Source organism: Algibacter lectus (assembly GCF_004368925.1).
In the GTDB taxonomy this organism is placed as follows: domain Bacteria; phylum Bacteroidota; class Bacteroidia; order Flavobacteriales; family Flavobacteriaceae; genus Algibacter; species Algibacter lectus.
In genome coordinates this window covers 1,519,620-1,537,934 of sequence record NZ_SORL01000007.1, presented here as the reverse complement: position 1 = coordinate 1,537,934, position 18,315 = coordinate 1,519,620, and the positions used below count along the sequence as shown (strand labels likewise).

General features: G+C 33.3%; 12 protein-coding genes. 7 read left to right on the top strand and 5 right to left on the bottom strand.

Going from position 1 to position 18,315, the window contains the following annotated elements; translation table 11 throughout:
- Positions 1 to 19: 19 nt before the first annotated feature.
- The 4 genes from DFQ06_RS07005 to DFQ06_RS06990 are packed head-to-tail and all read right to left on the bottom strand — an operon-like array spanning position 20 to position 6,962.
- On the bottom strand, positions 20 to 2,467 hold the full coding sequence (locus DFQ06_RS07005; RefSeq protein WP_235833504.1) for a T9SS type B sorting domain-containing protein: 2,448 nt from the start codon (positions 2,465 to 2,467) through the stop codon (positions 20 to 22).
- 3 nt (positions 2,468 to 2,470) lie between these two features.
- Entirely contained in the window at positions 2,471 to 5,191 is a 2,721-nt protein-coding gene (locus DFQ06_RS07000; RefSeq protein ID WP_074939165.1) for a T9SS type B sorting domain-containing protein, read from the bottom strand.
- Positions 5,192 to 5,220: 29 nt separating this feature from the next.
- Positions 5,221 to 6,045, bottom strand: coding sequence for an ABC transporter permease (locus DFQ06_RS06995; protein WP_133966828.1), 825 nt, complete (start codon positions 6,043 to 6,045; stop codon positions 5,221 to 5,223).
- Positions 6,046 to 6,065: 20 nt separating this feature from the next.
- A complete protein-coding gene (locus DFQ06_RS06990; RefSeq protein ID WP_042502939.1) occupies positions 6,066 to 6,962 on the bottom strand; it encodes an ABC transporter ATP-binding protein in 897 nt (298 codons plus the stop codon).
- Positions 6,963 to 7,190: 228 nt separating this feature from the next.
- Between DFQ06_RS06990 and DFQ06_RS06985 the strand changes: the two genes are divergently transcribed.
- A complete protein-coding gene (locus tag DFQ06_RS06985) occupies positions 7,191 to 8,258 on the top strand; it encodes a hypothetical protein (protein ID WP_042502937.1) in 1,068 nt (355 codons plus the stop codon).
- A 9-nt stretch (positions 8,259 to 8,267) separates the two neighbouring features.
- Here DFQ06_RS06985 and DFQ06_RS06980 read toward each other — a convergent pair whose 3' ends face one another.
- On the bottom strand, positions 8,268 to 8,504 hold the full coding sequence (locus DFQ06_RS06980; protein WP_042501037.1) for a hypothetical protein: 237 nt from the start codon (positions 8,502 to 8,504) through the stop codon (positions 8,268 to 8,270).
- A 136-nt stretch (positions 8,505 to 8,640) separates the two neighbouring features.
- Between DFQ06_RS06980 and DFQ06_RS06975 the strand changes: the two genes are divergently transcribed.
- The 6 genes from DFQ06_RS06975 to DFQ06_RS06950 all read left to right on the top strand — a co-directional run bounded on the left by DFQ06_RS06975 (position 8,641) and on the right by DFQ06_RS06950 (position 18,016).
- A complete protein-coding gene (locus DFQ06_RS06975) occupies positions 8,641 to 10,596 on the top strand; it encodes a peptidylprolyl isomerase (RefSeq protein ID WP_133966826.1) in 1,956 nt (651 codons plus the stop codon).
- Positions 10,597 to 11,451: a peptidyl-prolyl cis-trans isomerase gene (locus DFQ06_RS06970; protein WP_235833503.1), complete on the top strand. Its 855-nt coding sequence runs from the start codon at positions 10,597 to 10,599 to the stop codon at positions 11,449 to 11,451.
- Entirely contained in the window at positions 11,414 to 12,883 is a 1,470-nt protein-coding gene (locus DFQ06_RS06965) for a peptidylprolyl isomerase (protein ID WP_042501040.1), read from the top strand. The genes DFQ06_RS06970 and DFQ06_RS06965 overlap by 38 nt, the downstream gene beginning before the upstream one ends.
- A gap of 4 nt (positions 12,884 to 12,887) precedes the next feature.
- Positions 12,888 to 13,841 (top strand): AAA family ATPase, encoded by a 954-nt coding sequence (locus DFQ06_RS06960; protein WP_042502932.1) that lies wholly within the window; start codon positions 12,888 to 12,890, stop codon positions 13,839 to 13,841.
- 25 nt (positions 13,842 to 13,866) lie between these two features.
- Positions 13,867 to 15,003 (top strand): acyltransferase family protein, encoded by a 1,137-nt coding sequence (locus DFQ06_RS06955; RefSeq protein ID WP_133966824.1) that lies wholly within the window; start codon positions 13,867 to 13,869, stop codon positions 15,001 to 15,003.
- A 235-nt stretch (positions 15,004 to 15,238) separates the two neighbouring features.
- Positions 15,239 to 18,016: a bifunctional aconitate hydratase 2/2-methylisocitrate dehydratase gene (locus DFQ06_RS06950; RefSeq protein ID WP_074939180.1), complete on the top strand. Its 2,778-nt coding sequence runs from the start codon at positions 15,239 to 15,241 to the stop codon at positions 18,014 to 18,016.
- The last annotated feature ends 299 nt before the right edge of the window (positions 18,017 to 18,315 follow it).

Here is an 18,315-nt window from a genome sequence, read left to right as displayed (position 1 = left end):
AGGTTTTTAGGCCACCAGATTAGTACTTTAACGTAAAATGATCTTTAAATATTCTGCCATCTTCAAGTTTAATTGAAAACCAATAATCGTCACTTGGTAATTTCTCTCCATTAAATAAACCGTTCCAACCATCTTCAGTAGCTTTTAATGTCTTAATTAACTTACCAAAGCGGTTGTAAATGGTGATTTCTGAGTTTGGTTGGTTTGAGCTCGAAATGCCATAAACTTGCCAAGTATCATGAAAGCCATCATTGTTTGGTGTGAAAAATTTAGGAAACCCAATAACGTATACTTTTTTATTTATTACACCGCAATCGTTTTTGGTGTCTTTAACAGATACGGTATAATCTCCAGGGCGGACGTTCTCAAATAAAACCTCACTTTGGTATGGTGCAACAACCACGTTATTGCTGTTAATTAATCGATACTCATAAACACCTTCTCCAGAAGTTAATACAGTAATGGTGTTATTGTTAGAGACATCGTCTACTTTTATATCGTTAATTTCAGCAATGCCGGACGCTTCAACTGTAATTGTTTTTGTTTTAGAACAACCTGTAGTGTTTGTTACGGTAACCATGTGAATCCCAGGTTCGTTTACGTTTATGGCATAGGTAGTTGCTCCAGTAGACCAACTATAGCTGTAATTACTTGGTAAGTCGTTTACTATACCTGCATTAAGTTCTATGAATTCCGGATAGGTGTTTAAGCAATAGTATAATAGAGCAACTGAATCTATTTCGGGTAATTTCGCCACTGTAAGTTCAACTTCGCTAATACCATAACAATCATTAGCATTTTCAACTCTTGCAAAAATAGTTTGGTTATAGGGTATCGTGTTGGTGTAGTCTGAGTTTAATTCATTTGTTTCTAGCAACGCATCATTGTAAGTTTCATAATAATAGATATTTAAACCAACAGGAAGCCCGTTAACAACTTGGCTATCGGCATTGTTTAAATTAAAGGTTTCTAAGCCATCTTCAACACCATCATTATCGCATAAAGTAAGTGTTGCATTGTTCGAGTTGGTTGTGCTTACCGCTAATGTTAATTCAGCAAAGCTAAAGCATCCTGTTACCGTGTTCGTGATTTCGGTATAAATAATTTGTGGATTTTGGCTGTTTAAAAAAGCATCACCATTCACTTCTATCGTTCTGGCATTATCAGTAAAATAACGTACCGATCTATCTGGCGTTTTACCTGTTAAATTAGCTTCGGCTTCAGTTAAATTAAAATTTGTAAAACCATCGCTTATGCCATCTTCATCACATTGAAGCAAAGTAGTGTCAAACGCTTCCGGATTAGGATTTGTAACTAAATTGAAAGACGTTATGCTTCTACATAGAGAATTTATTTTATCTTCAATACGCACAAATACAACTTCGTTAAAAGCAGTAGTGTTATAGTATAAATCAGGGTGTGGATTATTTTTTGATTCAGCATCTGCTGAAGATTCATAATAAGTGATATTCAAATCATTTAGATCTTGACCATCTAATATTTCGCTGTTTTTTGAAGATAAGGTGAAAGTGGTGCGTCCGTTTTTGTCATTGCCATCATCCATATTATCACAAAGTTCATAATCTGCAGGTTGTAAAAAATCAGGACCTGTGTTTACAACAAGATTAAATTCTGATATTTCGAAACAGCCCGTAGAGTTGTTTGTGATTCTAGCATATATGGTTTGCGGATTGGCAATGTTGGTATATGGCGAACTAATTGGGGTAATACCTATTATCGCATCACTTTCTGAGGCGTGATAAGTAATTGCGGCATCGGTTTGGCTACCCGTAATTATAGGCGTATTTTCTTCTAAATTAAAAAACGTAAAGCCGTCATTATAAGGTAAGGTGACATCGCAATTTTCAAGGTTCTTTGAGGTCGAACTTGTTATAGAAGCATCTGTTGGAGGGTCTGAAAACTCAGCAGTTCCAGTCCATTCTAAATTAAAGGCACTGTTTCCAATAGGTCTATCTATAACAATAAAATAGGTGTCTCCGGCCGATACATTAAGCCAGCTTACAAAACTGTTACCATTTGCGCCAGGCCCTTCAGAAGTATCATTAGCAGTACCATTCATACCTGTATGATTATTGCTGGCTCCAGAAGAAGACGGGTTGGTGGTAGAGCATCTAATAGCTAAACCTAAATTATTACAATCGGCATTTGGACCAAAAACAAAAAAATCGTAATCTTCGTTTATAGAACTACTAGATGGTTTAAGGGTAAAGCCGAGTGTACCATCGGTTACTGGAGTTACTTTTAACCAAACACTATTATTTTCTTGACTGCTACAGTTTTGACCGAAGCCGAGTTCTTGTCGACCAATTCCATTAACATTTAAATTAATATTAGAGTTTCCACATACTATTACAGCGTCGCTACAATCGGTTGGGTTTTGGGCATAGGTATCTAGTTGAAAAGCAAGGCTCATCAAGATAGAAAGGGATAGTAATTTTATTTTCAAAAGTTAATATTTTAAAGTAAAATGATCTTTATGTATACGACCATCTTCCAGTTGAATAACAAACCAATAATCATCGGCAGGTAATAATGCGCCATTGAAGCGACCGTTCCATCCGGTATCTTTTGGACTTAATGTTTTTAATAATTTTCCGTAGCGGTTATAAATTAAAATTTCCGAATTAGGTTGATTGTCACTTGATATGCCGTAGATTTTCCATGTGTCATGAAAACCATCATTATTAGGTGTGAAAAACTTTGGAAACCCTATAACATGGGCTTTTTGATTAACAGCACCACAATCGTTTTTTGTATCGTTAACAGAAACCGTGTAAACCCCAGGGAATACATTTTCGAAAACCGGCTCGCTTTGGTATGGAGCAATTACCACATTATTGCTGTTTAATAATCTATACTCATACTCGCCTTCACCCGAAGCCATAACGGTTATGCTATTATTTGTAGATACATCTTTAATTTCAATGTTATCTATGGTGGCAATATTGGCGCCTTCAATAGTTATGGTTCTAGTTTTAGAACATCCAACGGCGTTGGTAACGGTAACAGTATAAGTGCCAATTTCGTTAATGTCTATGCTGTATGTGTTCTCTGATGTAGACCAGTTATATGTGTAATTACTAGAGAAACCGTTTGTTAAGGCAGCGTTTATAGCAATAGTTTCCGGGAATTTATTAATGCAATAGTAAAATAAAGCTTCGGTTTCTATTTGTGGCAGTTCATTAACCGTAAGTTTAATTTCGCTTATGCCGTAACAATTATTAGCATTTTCTATACGTGCAAAAAGTGTTTGTGAGTAAGCCGTTGTATTAGTGTAAATGTTATTTAAAGCATTTTGTTCTAATAAGGCATCGTTGTAATTTTCAAAATACAAAATGGTTAAACCAGCAGGTAATCCATCTGTAAGTTGTGCATCTGCATTATTTAAATCAAAGGATTGAAAACCATCTTCAGTGCCATCATCATCACATAAAATTAATTCTGCATCTTTAGAGTCGGTGGAGCTTACGGCAATAGTTAATTCAGAATTGTCAAAACAAGTGGTTGTTGGATTGTAAACTTCAACATAAATAATTTGAGGGTTTGAGGTGTTGTTGTAGCTTGTGCCATCTATTTCTAAAGTTCTCGCACTATCTGAATAAAAACGAGTTTCTAAGTCGGCTACATTTCCTGTTAAGGCTTCATTGGCTTGAGTTAAAACAAACGTTGTTCTATCATCTTTTAATCCATCTTCATCACATTGTAGTAGCGTGTAATCGAAGGCTTCGGGGTTTTCGTTAAAATTAACGTAAGCTTCTCCCTCTAAAGCACAATCGCCATTATTCGGGTCTATGTAAACTTCATAATGTCCGCTGGCATTAATAAATAGGCTAGCACTTGTTTCTGCAAGTGGTAAGCCATTCATAGACCAAGTATAGGTGGCCCCGGCAATATCATCTGCAGCAAGGGTATAGGTGTCGTTTTCGCATAAATCTAAATTAATAGTACTTTTTGAATTCTTTATAATATCAATTTTTGTATTGAAAAAAGACTGAATAAATGGAGGTAAACCTTGCGAGGATAAATTAGGGGATAAGTTTACAGCATTATGCTGATAGTTACTAGCCGGGCCTAATTCGTTTGGGTTATTTATTACACCTAAATATGGTAAGCCTTGTCTGTATGTGGCACTTAATGCTCTGTATATTTTTCCGTTTGGAGCAAGCTGTAAACCACCTCTAAAAAGACGCCTGTCGTCTAGCGTTATCGCGGAATTCACAATATCTGTTGCAAGTAAGTTGTATTGTATAAGTTTAGACTCGTGATTGCTTGGGTCTTCGCTAGCTTGTGGATTGCTGTTATCCGAGAAGTCGTTGTATGTGCTTACATAAAGTAACTCACTATTTGGTGAGAATTCTAGTCCGTAAGCTTTGTTTGCAAAACCAGTAATGGGTATAGGCAATTGGTTGCTAACAATACCTGTAGCTACATCAAAATCGTATAAATACATACCATTTGATACATGGCTAATGGCTACCTTGGTGCCATCTGGCGATAGTTTTAAATAGCCTCGATAATCTATAAAAATGGAAGATGGTAATTTAAAAGTAGATTTAATTGGTTTGTTTTGTACACCAGCACTATCAACTTCATAGGCATAAAAGGTGTCTAAATCTCCTGGGTTTCCATCGATTGATGCATAGGCAATTACCCAAATAGAATTGGTGATACAATCTTTTAAAACAGCGGTGATCTTTTCAGAACAATCGTTTAATAAATTAACGTTTTTAGTAGTTACTTCACCTAAGCCACCATCTAGAGTAATATCAACTTCAGAATAGTTTAATCCAAAATGGGATTCATTATTATTGTGGTCGTCTACGGTGAAGATGAAAAAGATATTTTCGTCGTTAGGTTTTGGGACAATAATAGCCGATTGCGTACTAGAAGGATCTCCAAATAAACCACTACCGTTGTTCATGATGTCGTGGTTTCTATTCCAAACGGTTGTACCATCGGTATAGAAAAGTAAATCGCCGAATTCATCCGAAATGGTTGCGCAACCTTCAAAAGTATTTAAATTTCCATCAGTAAGCGTGGTAATACTGTTAGATGCTAAATCGAATTTAATGCCGCTGTTATAACCAAAATACCAGGTAGATGCTTCACTTTGAGCATAGATATTAAATCCAATTAACAAGAATAAAGCGAGTAGTATATTTTTTTTCATCTAAATAATAGCAATAGCTATCAAATATATTACAAATCGCGCTTTTTTAATAATTTAAACGATAAAAATACAAATAGAGCGGTCCAGCCAAGAACAATGGCAATTTCATACCAATGCACTAAATAATCGTATGTTAATTCTGCCTTTTCAGGGAATTTGGACATGGCCACACGTTGAAAAGGTTGTTCTATTAAATTGTACATAGACTGTAGCGGAAAGAAATTTTGAATTTTAGTAGCCACATGATGATCGAATTGCCAGGTAATTAATCCGAAAATAATCCATTCAGAAATAAATAAAATAAATAAGAAAGCCAATGCAAAAGCAGAACGTTTTACAAGCATTCCGAAAAATAAACACAAGCTAAAAAAGCCTAATAATTTCACGAAATAAGCTAATAAAAAATTTGTTTCTCTAAAGATAATGTCAATCTGGTCATAGCTTGAATAATACATGCCAATACAGAATGAAATAAGACCAATAAGCACAGTGGAAATAAGCGAAAAGAAAGCAATAGCATAGAATTTAGATAAAATAAACTCCTTTTTACTTAAGCCGTCAATTAGGTTTTGTTTTATGGTTTTGTTGCTGTATTCGTTCCCAATCATGCTTACCACAACAATCGCGAAAAAGAATTTAAATTGCGAAGCAAAAAATGTGGTTAAATGCCAAATTATAGGAAAGTTGAAAACGCCTAATTCACCAAGTTCTAAAGTGAAAAAGCCAAAAACATTAATTTTTATAGAGGATAAAAGAATAACGAAAAACGGTAAAATAAACGACACAAAAATTAAAACTTTGCTGGTTCTATTTAGTAAAAGCTTTTGTAATTCTAGGTTTAAAAGTCTGAACATGAGTTTTGCTTTTAGTTGTATTAGTTATTATCTGTTAATTGTAAAAATTGCTCTTCTAAACTTTCTTTACGCTGCACTAGATGGGTAAGAATTATACCGTTTTCAAAAAGTTGTTTATTAAAATCTTCCGAGCTCAATGGTTCTTTAAGAAAAGCTGTTATTAAACCACTATCGGTTTTTGTATTCGAGAATGATGGATGGTTTTCAATAAAAGCAAGCAGTTCAGTTTCTTTATTACATTTCAATTCAAAAAAGCCATGGCTAGAAATCATTTCATCTACACGGCCAGAATATAATTTCACACCTTTACGCAAAACAACAACGTGCGAGCAAACTTTTTCAACTTCATCTAATAAATGCGAAGCCAATAAAATAGTAGTGCCTTTAGCAGCAATTTGCTTTATAATTTCTCTAATTTGGTGAATACCTTGTGGGTCTAAACCATTTGTAGGTTCGTCTAAAATTAATATTTCAGGATCGTTTAACAGAGCAGAGGCAATGGCTAAACGCTGTTTCATACCTAAAGAATAGGTGCTGAATTTATGATTTTTTCGATCTAAAAGTCCAACAACTTCTAGTTTTTCTTCAATTTTATTTAAACCAACACCTTTTATTTTACAAACCAGTTTTAAATTTTGTTCAGCCGTCATGTACGGATAAAAATTTGGGCGTTCAATAATGGCGCCTACCTTTTTTAAAGCATCGTGTGTTGAGGTGTTACCATCAAACCAATGGAAGCTTCCCTCCGTTTTATTTACTACGTTTAAAACAATACCTAAAGTGGTCGATTTCCCGCTGCCATTTGGTCCTAAAATGCCGTAAACATTGCCTTTGTTAATGGTGAAAGATAAATCTTTAACGGCTGTTAAATAACCGAATTTTTTGGTGAGATTCTTGATGGTTAATATAGATTCCAAACTATGTAGTTTTTAAAGCCTGCATTTTTTTAAACGCCGGCATGTGTTAGTTTTTTAGTACGACGACCCGTTTTCTAATTTGTTACAAGAAAAGAAATAAAAGATTAATATATAAGGAATAGTATTGTCAATATTAATTTTGATTATTTTTAAGATGAATAAATAATAAAATGAGGAGATTATTTTAATTAGCCGAAAATATTTTATTTTTAGATATATTTACATGCTATGGAAGATTTAAAAATATCGAAGAGGAAACCATCGTTTCCGATTACTGAAAAATTACATAATTATCTTTTGGAATATAATAGAAACACAAAAATTCCAATTTTTTATGATGATTTGTTACGTTTTCAAGGTTCGATAGTAGTTTATGATAAGGATGATAATGATACGTTATGGATTCGCGTATATTATAATGAGTTTGAGCGTCAGGAAATTGAGCAATCTCTAAAGAAAGTATATACCATTCTGCATTCTGATGGAAATGAAAATATTTTTCAATTCCTTAGTGTTGATGCTATAGATTTTTGCACCTTCGGAAATTCGAAGCCTTTTCGGATTAAAATTCGTAATATTTTAAACGATAATTATACTTATTTTTATATTAAAACTGCCGATGCCTCTCGTGTTTATGGTTTAGAATTGGAGCATATGCTTTCGCCATATAATTTGAATTTTTTAGTTTACGAGAACACATTAATAGAAGAGCATATTGCCGGAATTCCTGGAGATGAGTTTATAAAAAACTTTTTACCAAAATGTAGTAATTCAGAAAAAACACAGATTGCTAAAGAGTTTGTAAAGTTTAATGAACGTTGTATGATTAGGCTTTTAGGAGATATGCGATCTTACAATTACGTTATTGTGCCTACGCACGATTTTGACCATGTGGTGTATAAAATTCGTGCCATCGATTTCGATCAGCAATCTTACGAAGGAAAGTTAAATATATACAGGCCTCAGTTTTTTAAAGAGAATTTTAAAATGGTAGAGTTAGTTACCGAGCGCGTACAGAAATTCTCTATCGATCAATATAAAATTGAAGAGCGTTCTATTTTAGTAAAACGACTAAAAAGTTTTAAAGATAGAATAGAAGAGTTGCTAAACTGTATGTATGAAGATACTATTTCCAACGAAGAGAATATTGCTTTATTAAAGTCGAAAATATTCGATTATACTCAAGATATTGAGTTTAAAAACTGTAAGAATATGGGTGATATTTTAAAAAATACGCTTAGATTTTTAACCCACAATTACGAGAATGTTAATCCAAAAGGGTTTTACAATAATTAGAAGGTTTTATCAAGCTGTGTAAACTTGTCCTCGGTGCGGTTTTAGGGCATCGCGAATGGGTTTCATATCGGCCTCATCAACAACTAAAAAGGCAATAGCGTGCATTTCGCTTAAAATTTCAACACCAGTTATTGTAATATCTAGTTTTTCTATACTAATGTATTCTTTTAAATGAATAAGGTGGTGTTCTGCTGTTCTTTGTCCGTTTGGCCCTCTAAAATCCCAGATAAGTTTAAGTTTGCGCATGCTTATTGTTGTGGTTTTCTGGTTCAAATATACTTCAAAAACTGTAATATTTATGTTTTTTAAACGTTTGTTAAAGCAACTTGCTTTATAGCTTTATATTACTATTTTTGTTTTTATTAAAAATTGATATTTTCAAATGAGGTTTAAATATTTTTTTATTCAAATTCCGTTCTTTTTTTGTTTGTTTTTAAATGCTCAAACAGTAGATAAAGAGGTGTTACTAGAAGTTGGTGGCGATCCGGTTTATGTATCTGAATTTATGAATGTTTATAATAAGAACTTAGATTTAGTTCAAGATGAATCTCAAAAAGATGTCGATGCTTATTTAGAACTTTTTACAAATTACAAACTAAAGTTAAAAGAGGCAAAAACACTTGGCTTAGATAAAAAGCCCAGTTATAATCGCGAATTATTAACTTATAGAAAACAATTGGCTAAAAATTTCATGACCGATAATACGGTTACCGAAGCTTTAGTTGAAGAGGCTTACTATCGTATTTCTAATGATGTAAAAGCACAGCATATTTTAGTTTTATTATCTGAAGATGCTGCTGCGGCAGATACTTTAGCGGCTTTTAATAAAATAACCAAATTGCGCGAAACTACTTTAATTGAGGGTTTTGGAAACGTAATGACGCAAAAAGCCGATGGTAAAACAATAATAGCAGAACAACTCGGTTGGTTTAATGGCTTTAAAATGGTTTATGCTTTTGAGAATGCTGCTTTTAATACTGCAGTAGGCGAAACATCTCAACCTTTTAGAACACGTTTTGGATACCATATTGTTAACGTACAAGATAAACGTGAATCACGTGGCGAGCGTACAGTGGCCCATATTATGGTTGTAGATAAGGAAGATGATGCTACTGCCGAGAATCCGGAAACTAGAATTCAAGATATTTATAAAAAAATAAACCAAGGTGAAGATTTTGAGGCTTTGGCTAAACAGTTTTCAGATGATAAAAGTTCTGCTTCAAAAGGTGGGGTGATGCCTCCGTTTTCTGGAGGACAGTTAAGTGCTGCAAAATTTGAAGATGTTGCTTTTAGTTTGGAGCATGTTGGGGCGGTTTCAAAACCATTTAAAACACAGTACGGCTGGCATATAGTTAAACTATATAATAAAAAGCCAGTTGCAGATTTTAAAGATATTAAAACGGAATTGGTTCAAAAAGTTCAGCGCGATGAGCGCTCTAAACGCATTGATGATGCTTTGTATAGTAAGCTAAAGAAAATGTATAATTTAAATAATGAGGAACCTAATCTCGACTATTTTGTTTCGGTTTTAAAGGCTGATTACTACAAGCGTAAATGGAAATTGCCATCAAATTTTGAAGCCGATAAGATATTGTTTACTATTGGTGAAACAAATTATACTTATAAAGATTTCGGGAATTATCTAGTGAAAACACAACGTAATCTTCGTGATAGTGTACCGTTTAATCATATTGTTTCAGAAAAATATACTGAGTTTTTTAATAAAAGTTTAGTGGAGTATCACGAAGCGCATTTAGAAGAAGTAAATTCAGAATTTGCAAATGTTATTAACGAGTATAGAGATGGTTTGTTGCTTTTCGATTTAATGGAAAATACCATTTGGAATGCTTCAAAAACAGATTCTTTAGATATTCAGGAGTTCTATAATTCGAATAAAAAAGAATATATTTTACCCGAAAGAATTGATGCTGTTGTTGCTTCTTCAACTAAACAAAAAACGCTAAAAAAGGTTTCTAAATTGCTAGAGGAAAATATGTCTTTAGATCGTATTAAAAACTTAGTGAATAGTAACGATAGTGTAGAAGTTATTTTCACATCAGGTATTATGGATGCCGAACATCAAGTACTTCCAAAAGGATTTAAGTTCAAGAAAGGTATTTCTAAAATTTTTAAACATCATGATGCTTTCGAAGTGGTTCAGGTAAAAGATATTCTTCCGGAAACTGAAAAAACTTTAGAAGAAGCAAAAGGGGCTGTAATTTCAGATTATCAAAATGAAAAAGAAGCCAAATGGGTTAAATCACTAGCCGATAAATACAAAGTAGTGGTTAATAAAGATATCTTGAAAAAGGTGAAGTCTGAAATAGAAAAACAATAGATGCAGAAAATTATAATTTTAGTTCTTTTATCATCAATTATGGTGTCTTGCGATTTCTCGTTAAAAGAAGAGGGGAATCTCGAACCCATTGCTAGGGTGAATAATTCTTACTTATACAAAGAGGATGTGTCGGAATTGGTTTCTGAAGCAGTTACAAAAGAAGATAGTGCTGTTTTAGTGCAAAACTATATCAATAATTGGGCATCAAAACAGTTGTTTTTAGATGGTGCATTGCTTAATTTAAGTGAAGAAAAACAAGCAGGATTCGATAAGTTGGTAGCACAGTATAAAACAGATTTATACACAAAGGCTTATATTGAAGCCTTAGTAAGTAGAAATCTAGATACGGTTGTTAATCGAAGCATGGCAGAGGCATATTATGATAAAAATAAGGACGTTTTTAAGTTGAATGAAGAGTTGTTGCAGTTTCGATATATTCATGTAGACGAAAACATTATTGACTACAGTGGTATTGAGAAAAAATTTAAGCGTTTTAATGAAAAGGATAAAAGAGAACTAGATTCTATGTCTATTCAGTTTAAATCTTATTCTTTAAACGACTCTATTTGGATAAAAGCAAGCCAAGTTATTAGTAAAATTCCTGCGATTACGCCCGAAAATAAAAATCAACTGTTAAAAAAATCTAATTTTGTACAGCTCAAAGATTCATTAGGAGTATATTTGATGCAAATTAATGATGTTTTATTACGAAATGATACGGCGCCGCTAGAATTTGTAACGCCAACAATTAATCAAATTGTTAGAAATAAGCGTAAATTAGAACTTATTAAAAAATTAGAAAAAGACATTACTAAGGATGCTATTAAAAATAAAGAATTTGAAATTTATAAATAACCTAAAATTTACTACTGTTGCTTTACTATGTTTAGGAAACGCAGCATTTGCACAAGAAATTATTGAAGAGGATGTTGTTGCAAAAGTAGACTCTACAACCTTAGTACAAAACACTAAAAGTGATGTGCCAAGCAATTACAAAAAGCAAAAAGTAGATGCAGTTGCTGCTGTAGTTGGTGATTTTATTGTGTTAGAATCTGATGTGGATAAAACCTATTTACAATTAGAAGCACAAGGTGTTAATGTCAAAGATATTGAACCTTGCCAATTATTTGGTAAGTTACTAGAGGACAAATTGTATGCGCATCACGCTATACAGGATAGTATTATAGTTTCAGATGCTGAAATTCGTAGTATGGTAGATTACCAAATGGAACAGTTTTTAGCTGAACTAAATGGTGATATGAAACGTTTATTAGCGCTTTATGAAAAGGATACAGAGAAAGCAGTTCGTGAAGAAATGTTCGAAATTAATAAAAAGAATAAGTTAGCTCAAGAAATGCAAGCTAAAATTGTTTCGGAAATTGAAGTGACTCCCGAGGAAGTTCGTTTATTTTTCTCTAAAATACCTAAAGAAGATCGTCCAACATTTGGAACGGAGCTTAAAGTAGCACAAATTGTTTCGGAACCTAAAGTTTCTGAAGAAGAAGAACAACGCGTTATAGATAGATTGAAACAGTTTAAAGCAGATATTATAGAGAAAGGTGCAAGTTTCCGTTCTAAGGCGGTATTGTATTCTGAAGATCCTGGTTCTGCGAGTCGTGGAGGAAAATATACGCTAAATAAGAAGAAACCAAGAATGGTTAAAGAGTTCCGTCAAGTGGCTTTTGCACTTCAAGAAGGAGAGATTTCAGAGCCATTTAAATCAGACTTTGGTTACCATATTATTACTGTAGATAAAATTAGAGGTCAAGAGTACGATGTAAGTCATATTTTACTAACGCCTAAAGTGTCAAGTGAAGCTATAGCAGAAGCTAAAGAACGCCTTGAAAAAGTAAGAGAACGTATTGAAAGTGGTGCAATTACTTTTGCAGATGCTGCTCGTGAGGCTAGTGATGAAAAAGAAACTAGAAATGATGGTGGGCAATTAATTAACCCAGCGACTCAAGATTACAACTTCGAATTAACTAAATTAGACACAGAATTATATTCTCAAATTCAAGATTTAAAAGAAGGAGAAGTTAGTTTAGTTTTAACAGAGCAAGACAGAACCGGAAATGTTAAGTTTAAAATATTAAGAGTAACCGATAGAATCAATGAGCATGAAGCAAATTATGCTCGCGATTACTTAAAAATTAGAGAACTTGCTCTAGATGAAAAGAAAATTAAAGCGATCGAAGATTGGCAAACAGAGAAAATTGAAGATACTTATATCAAGATTGGATCTAAATATAGAGATTGCGATTTTTCTGGTAACTGGTTAAAAAAATAAATCTATGTCCGATGTAGCTGCCATTGAACAATTTGTAAAACAATTTAAAGCATTAAAAACCGAAGTTGCCAAGGTAATTGTTGGTCAAGATGCTGTTGTAAACCAAATTTTAATTTCTGTGTTTTCTGGAGGTCACGCCTTACTTATTGGTGTGCCTGGATTAGCAAAAACCTTAATGGTAAATACTATTGCACAAGCGTTAGGTCTAGATTTTAAACGTATTCAGTTTACTCCGGATTTAATGCCTAGTGATATTTTAGGTAGTGAAATTCTAGATGAAGATCGTCGTTTTAAATTTATAAAAGGACCTATTTTTGCTAATATTATTTTAGCAGATGAAATAAATAGAACACCTCCAAAAACGCAAGCCGCACTCTTAGAGGCTATGCAAGAGCGTGCTGTTACTGTTGCAGGGCATCATTATAAACTAGATTTACCTTATTTTGTATTAGCAACTCAAAACCCAATTGAACAGGAGGGAACTTACCCGTTACCTGAAGCTCAGTTAGACCGTTTTATGTTTGCTATTAATTTAGATTACCCAACTTTTGAAGAAGAAGTACAGGTTGTAAAATCGACTACAAATGATAATAAGGTTAAGGTAAATGCTTTGTTCTCGGCAAAGCAAATTGTCGATTTTCAACATCTAATTCGTCGTATTCCTGTTGCAGACAATGTTATTGAATACGCGGTTGCTATGGTTGGTAAAACAAGACCAAATAGCGATCAGGCTCCAGAAATAGTTAAAAATTATTTAGACTGGGGAGCAGGTCCAAGAGCTTCTCAAAATTTAATTTTGGCAGCCAAAACACATGCAGCTGTAAATGGTAAATTTTCTCCAGATATAGAAAATGTACAAGCCGTTGCAGAAGGTATATTAAGACACCGTATTATCAAAAATTACAAGGCCGAAGCCGAAGGTATTTCAGAGACAGATATTATTAAGAGTTTGTTCTAAACGTTTTATACAAGAATTCTAACCCATGTCTATAAATGCAAAGCATAGAATTTTTGGATTAGACGTTGTTAGGGCTACAGCCATATTACTCGTGTTATGCTCGCATTCCACGCTGTTATTATTTCCAAATGAATCTCATTTTATTATTACCATAGTCCAATTTTTTGGGGCTATTGGTGTCGATTTATTTTTTGTATTAAGTGGATTTCTTATAGGAGGTATTATTATCAAAAACATAGATAATAATAAAACTACACCGAGAGATTTTATTCAATTTTGGGTTAGGCGTTGGTTTAAAACGTTGCCAAATTATTTTCTAGTCCTTCTGTTAAACATCAGCGTGTTTTATCTTTTTAATAAAGAAATTATAGATGGTATAGGCGATTTTTTTGTTTTTATTCAAAATTTTAAAACAGAAATGCCCGACTTTTTTACAGAATCGTGGAGTTTATCTATAGAAGAGTTTGCATATCTTTTGGTGCCTGTTTTACTTTTAGCGGCTATTCATTTTAGTAAAACGGCTTCGAAAATTAAATTGTTTGTCCTAGTAACTTTGGGCGTTATTTTTGCCGTATTTTTAGCGCGTTTGTTATTTTATTTTGATAATGATATAACATCTTATAAAACATGGAGCCATCAAGTTAGAAAGGTTGTTATTTATAGAATTGATAGTATTTACTACGGGTTTTTAGCGGCTTATTTTTTCACTAAAGGGCGTTTATTATGGAATCGGTATAAAACAAGCGCCTTTATTTGTGGGCTTATTTTGTTTTTTTCTATGCATGGCTTTATCTTTATTTTTAATAGTGAACCACAAACGCATCCATTATTTTATACGGTTTTTTACTTACCGTTTTTATCTATAAGCTTACTCTTATTATTTCCTGTTTTTTCTAATTGGGAAAAAGGTCTCTTACTCAAAGAACAAATTACTTTTATAAGTTTAATTTCCTACGCGCTCTATCTTTTAAATTACTCGTTAATTTTACTTCCGCTACAGCGAATATTTAATGTTGAAACCTTTTCAAGCATTGAAAAAGTGATGATTTTAGTGTTCTACTGGGGTGTATCATTCTTTTTTTCTTACTTACTTTATGCGTATTTCGAAAAACCGATAATGACTTTTAGGAATTCACGATTTATTAATAAGTATTTTTGTTAATTACTTAAGATATTGCTATTTTTTTTATTAAATACGTGAAAAATAAATAGTCATATTAATTTAAAATGGTATTATAATAATTAACTATAATTAGTTGTTGTATTACGCTGTTTCTTTTTAAAACTTTGCTTTAAATTTTTTAAGTTTGCAAGACTTAAAAAAATAAACTTAAATAAACTATCCGGCTCTGAATTTGGTAATTCGAGCCTAAACTAACACCGTAAATATTTCTTTCATGAATACTTATAAGGATTACATTAAGCAGATCGAAGAACGAAAAGGTCAAGGGCTTAACCCACAGCCAATAGATGGCGCTGAATTACTTAGCGAAATTATTGCGCAAATTAAAGATGTAAATAATGAATATAGAGAAGATTCTCTAAATTTCTTTATTTATAATGTTTTACCTGGAACCACGAGTGCTGCTGCTGTAAAAGCTAAGTTTTTAAAAGAAATTATTCTTGGTGAATCTGTTGTAGAAGAAATTACACCGGCTTTTGCTTTTGAACAATTATCACACATGAAAGGTGGACCTTCTATTGAAGTTTTACTTGATTTAGCTTTAGGTGAAGATGCTGCTATTGCTACAGATGCTGCAAAAGTTTTAAAGACACAAGTGTTTTTATACGAGGCAGATATGGCGCTTTTAGAGAATGCTTACAAAGCAGGAAACCCAATTGCCAAAGAATTATTAGAAAGTTATTCGCAAGCTGAGTTTTTTACAAAACTACCAGATGTTGAAGAAAAAATAGAAATAGTAACTTACATCGCAGGTGTAGGTGATATTTCTACAGATTTATTATCTCCTGGTGCAGATGCACACTCAAGATCAGATCGTGAATTACACGGTCAATGTATGTTTGAGCATAACAAAGACATGCAAAACGAATTGTTAGCTTTAAAAGAGCAACACCCAGATAAACGTGTGATGTTAATCGCCGAAAAAGGTACTATGGGAGTTGGATCTTCAAGAATGTCTGGTGTAAATAACGTAGCGTTATGGACTGGTGTTCCTTTTAGCCCTTACGTGCCATTTATCAATTTTGCGCCAGTAATTGCTGGTACAAATGGTATTGCGCCAATTTTTTTAACAACTGTTGGAGTAACTGGAGGTATTGGTATCGATTTAAAAAACTGGGTACAAAAGAAAGATGCAGAAGGTAATACTGTTGTAGATGCTGATGGAGAACCAGTTTTAGAAGAAGTGTATTCTGTAGCTACAGGTACGGTATTAACGATTAATACAAAAACAAAAAAATTATATAACGGAGATAAAGAGTTAAAAGATATCTCAGCTGCATTAACGCCACCAAAAATGGAGTTTATCAAAGCAGGAGGATCTTACGCTGTTGTTTTTGGTAAAAAATTACAAACTTTAGCTTGTAAAATATTAGAAATCGATATTCCTCAAGTATATGCACCTTCTAAAGAAGTATCTGTTGAAGGACAAGGTTTAACAGCTGTTGAAAAAATATTCAACAAAAATGCCGTTGGAAATACTCCAGGTAAAACATTACATGCAGGTTCTAATGTGCGTGTTGAAGTAAACATTGTAGGGTCTCAAGATACTACAGGTTTAATGACGTCTCAAGAATTAGAGATGATGGCAGCGACTATCATTTCTCCAATTGTTGATGCGGGTTACCAATCGGGTTGTCATACAGCTTCTGTTTGGGATGATAGATCTAAGGCTAACATTCCAAGATTAATGAGTTTTATGAACGATTTTGGTTTAATTACTGCACGTGATCCTAAAGGACAATATCACGCGATGACCGATGTTATTCATAAAGTATTAAATGATATTACTGTTGATGATTGGGATATTATTATTGGTGGAGATTCTCATACACGTATGTCTAAAGGTGTTGCTTTTGGAGCCGATTCAGGAACTGTTGCCTTAGCATTAGCTACAGGTGAGGCTACTATGCCAATTCCAGAATCTGTAAAGGTTACTTTTAAAGGTGAAATGAGAAGCTTCATGGATTTCCGTGATGTGGTACACGCTACACAACAACAAATGTTAAAGCAGTTTGGTGGAGAAAACGTATTCCAAGGAAGAATCATTGAGGTTCATATTGGAACGCTTACTGCCGATCAAGCTTTTACATTTACAGATTGGACTGCTGAGATGAAAGCTAAGGCTTCTATTTGTATCTCTGAAGAAGAAACATTGATTGAATCATTAGAAATTTCAAAAGGTCGTATCCAAATCATGATTGATAAGGGTATGGATAATGACAATAAAGTACTTCAAGGTTTAGTTGATAAAGCAAATGCTAGAATACAGGAATTAAAGACAGGTATTAAACCAGCTTTAAAACCAGATGCTGATGCAAACTATTATGCTGATGTTGTTATTGATTTAGACGAAATTGCTGAACCAATGATTGCCGATCCAGATGTAAATAATGATGATGTATCGAAACGTTATACACACGATACTATTCGTCCATTATCTTTCTACGGAGGAACTAAAAAAGTAGATTTAGGTTTCGTAGGGTCTTGTATGGTACACAAAGGGGATATGAAAATATTAGCTCAAATGTTGAAAAACATTGAAGCACAACACGGTAAAGTTGAATTTAAAGCACCTTTAGTAGTGGCACCTCCAACATATAATATTGTTGATGAGTTGAAAGCTGAAGGCGATTGGGATGTTTTAGTTAAATACTCAGGATTTGAGTTTGACGATAGCGCACCAAAAGGTTTAGCACGTACTAAATACGAAAACATGTTGTATTTAGAGCGTCCAGGTTGTAACCTTTGTATGGGTAACCAAGAAAAAGCAGAACCAGGAGATACGGTAATGGCGACATCTACGCGTTTATTCCAAGGTCGTGTTGTAAAAGATACTGGTGAGAAAAAAGGTGAATCTTTATTATCATCTACACCAGTTGTAGTACTATCTACAATTTTAGGTAGAACACCAACTATGGCAGAGTATGAAGCTGCGGTTGACGGTATTGTATTAACGAAGTTTAAACCTTCTACAAAGCAACTAGTAAGCTAATTAAAAGGTTTTATTATAATATCTTAAAATCCCGAGTCTTTAGACTCGGGATTTTTTTGTTTAATACAGTTAATTATATTTTTTTTCAAGTTAAGTTCAAAAGCGTAAAAGTGGTAATTTCGAAATTATATCAAAAGACGTACATCACCTTGTATTTATTAATTCTTGAAGTTAAGTATTCGAAAAGCGATGATGGTCTTAGAAATTATTAAACGTTATCAAAATGTGAAAATATGATTGTAATAATTCAATATTTTGTACATTGTAGTAATTAAAATTCAAATAACAAAAAAACAAAT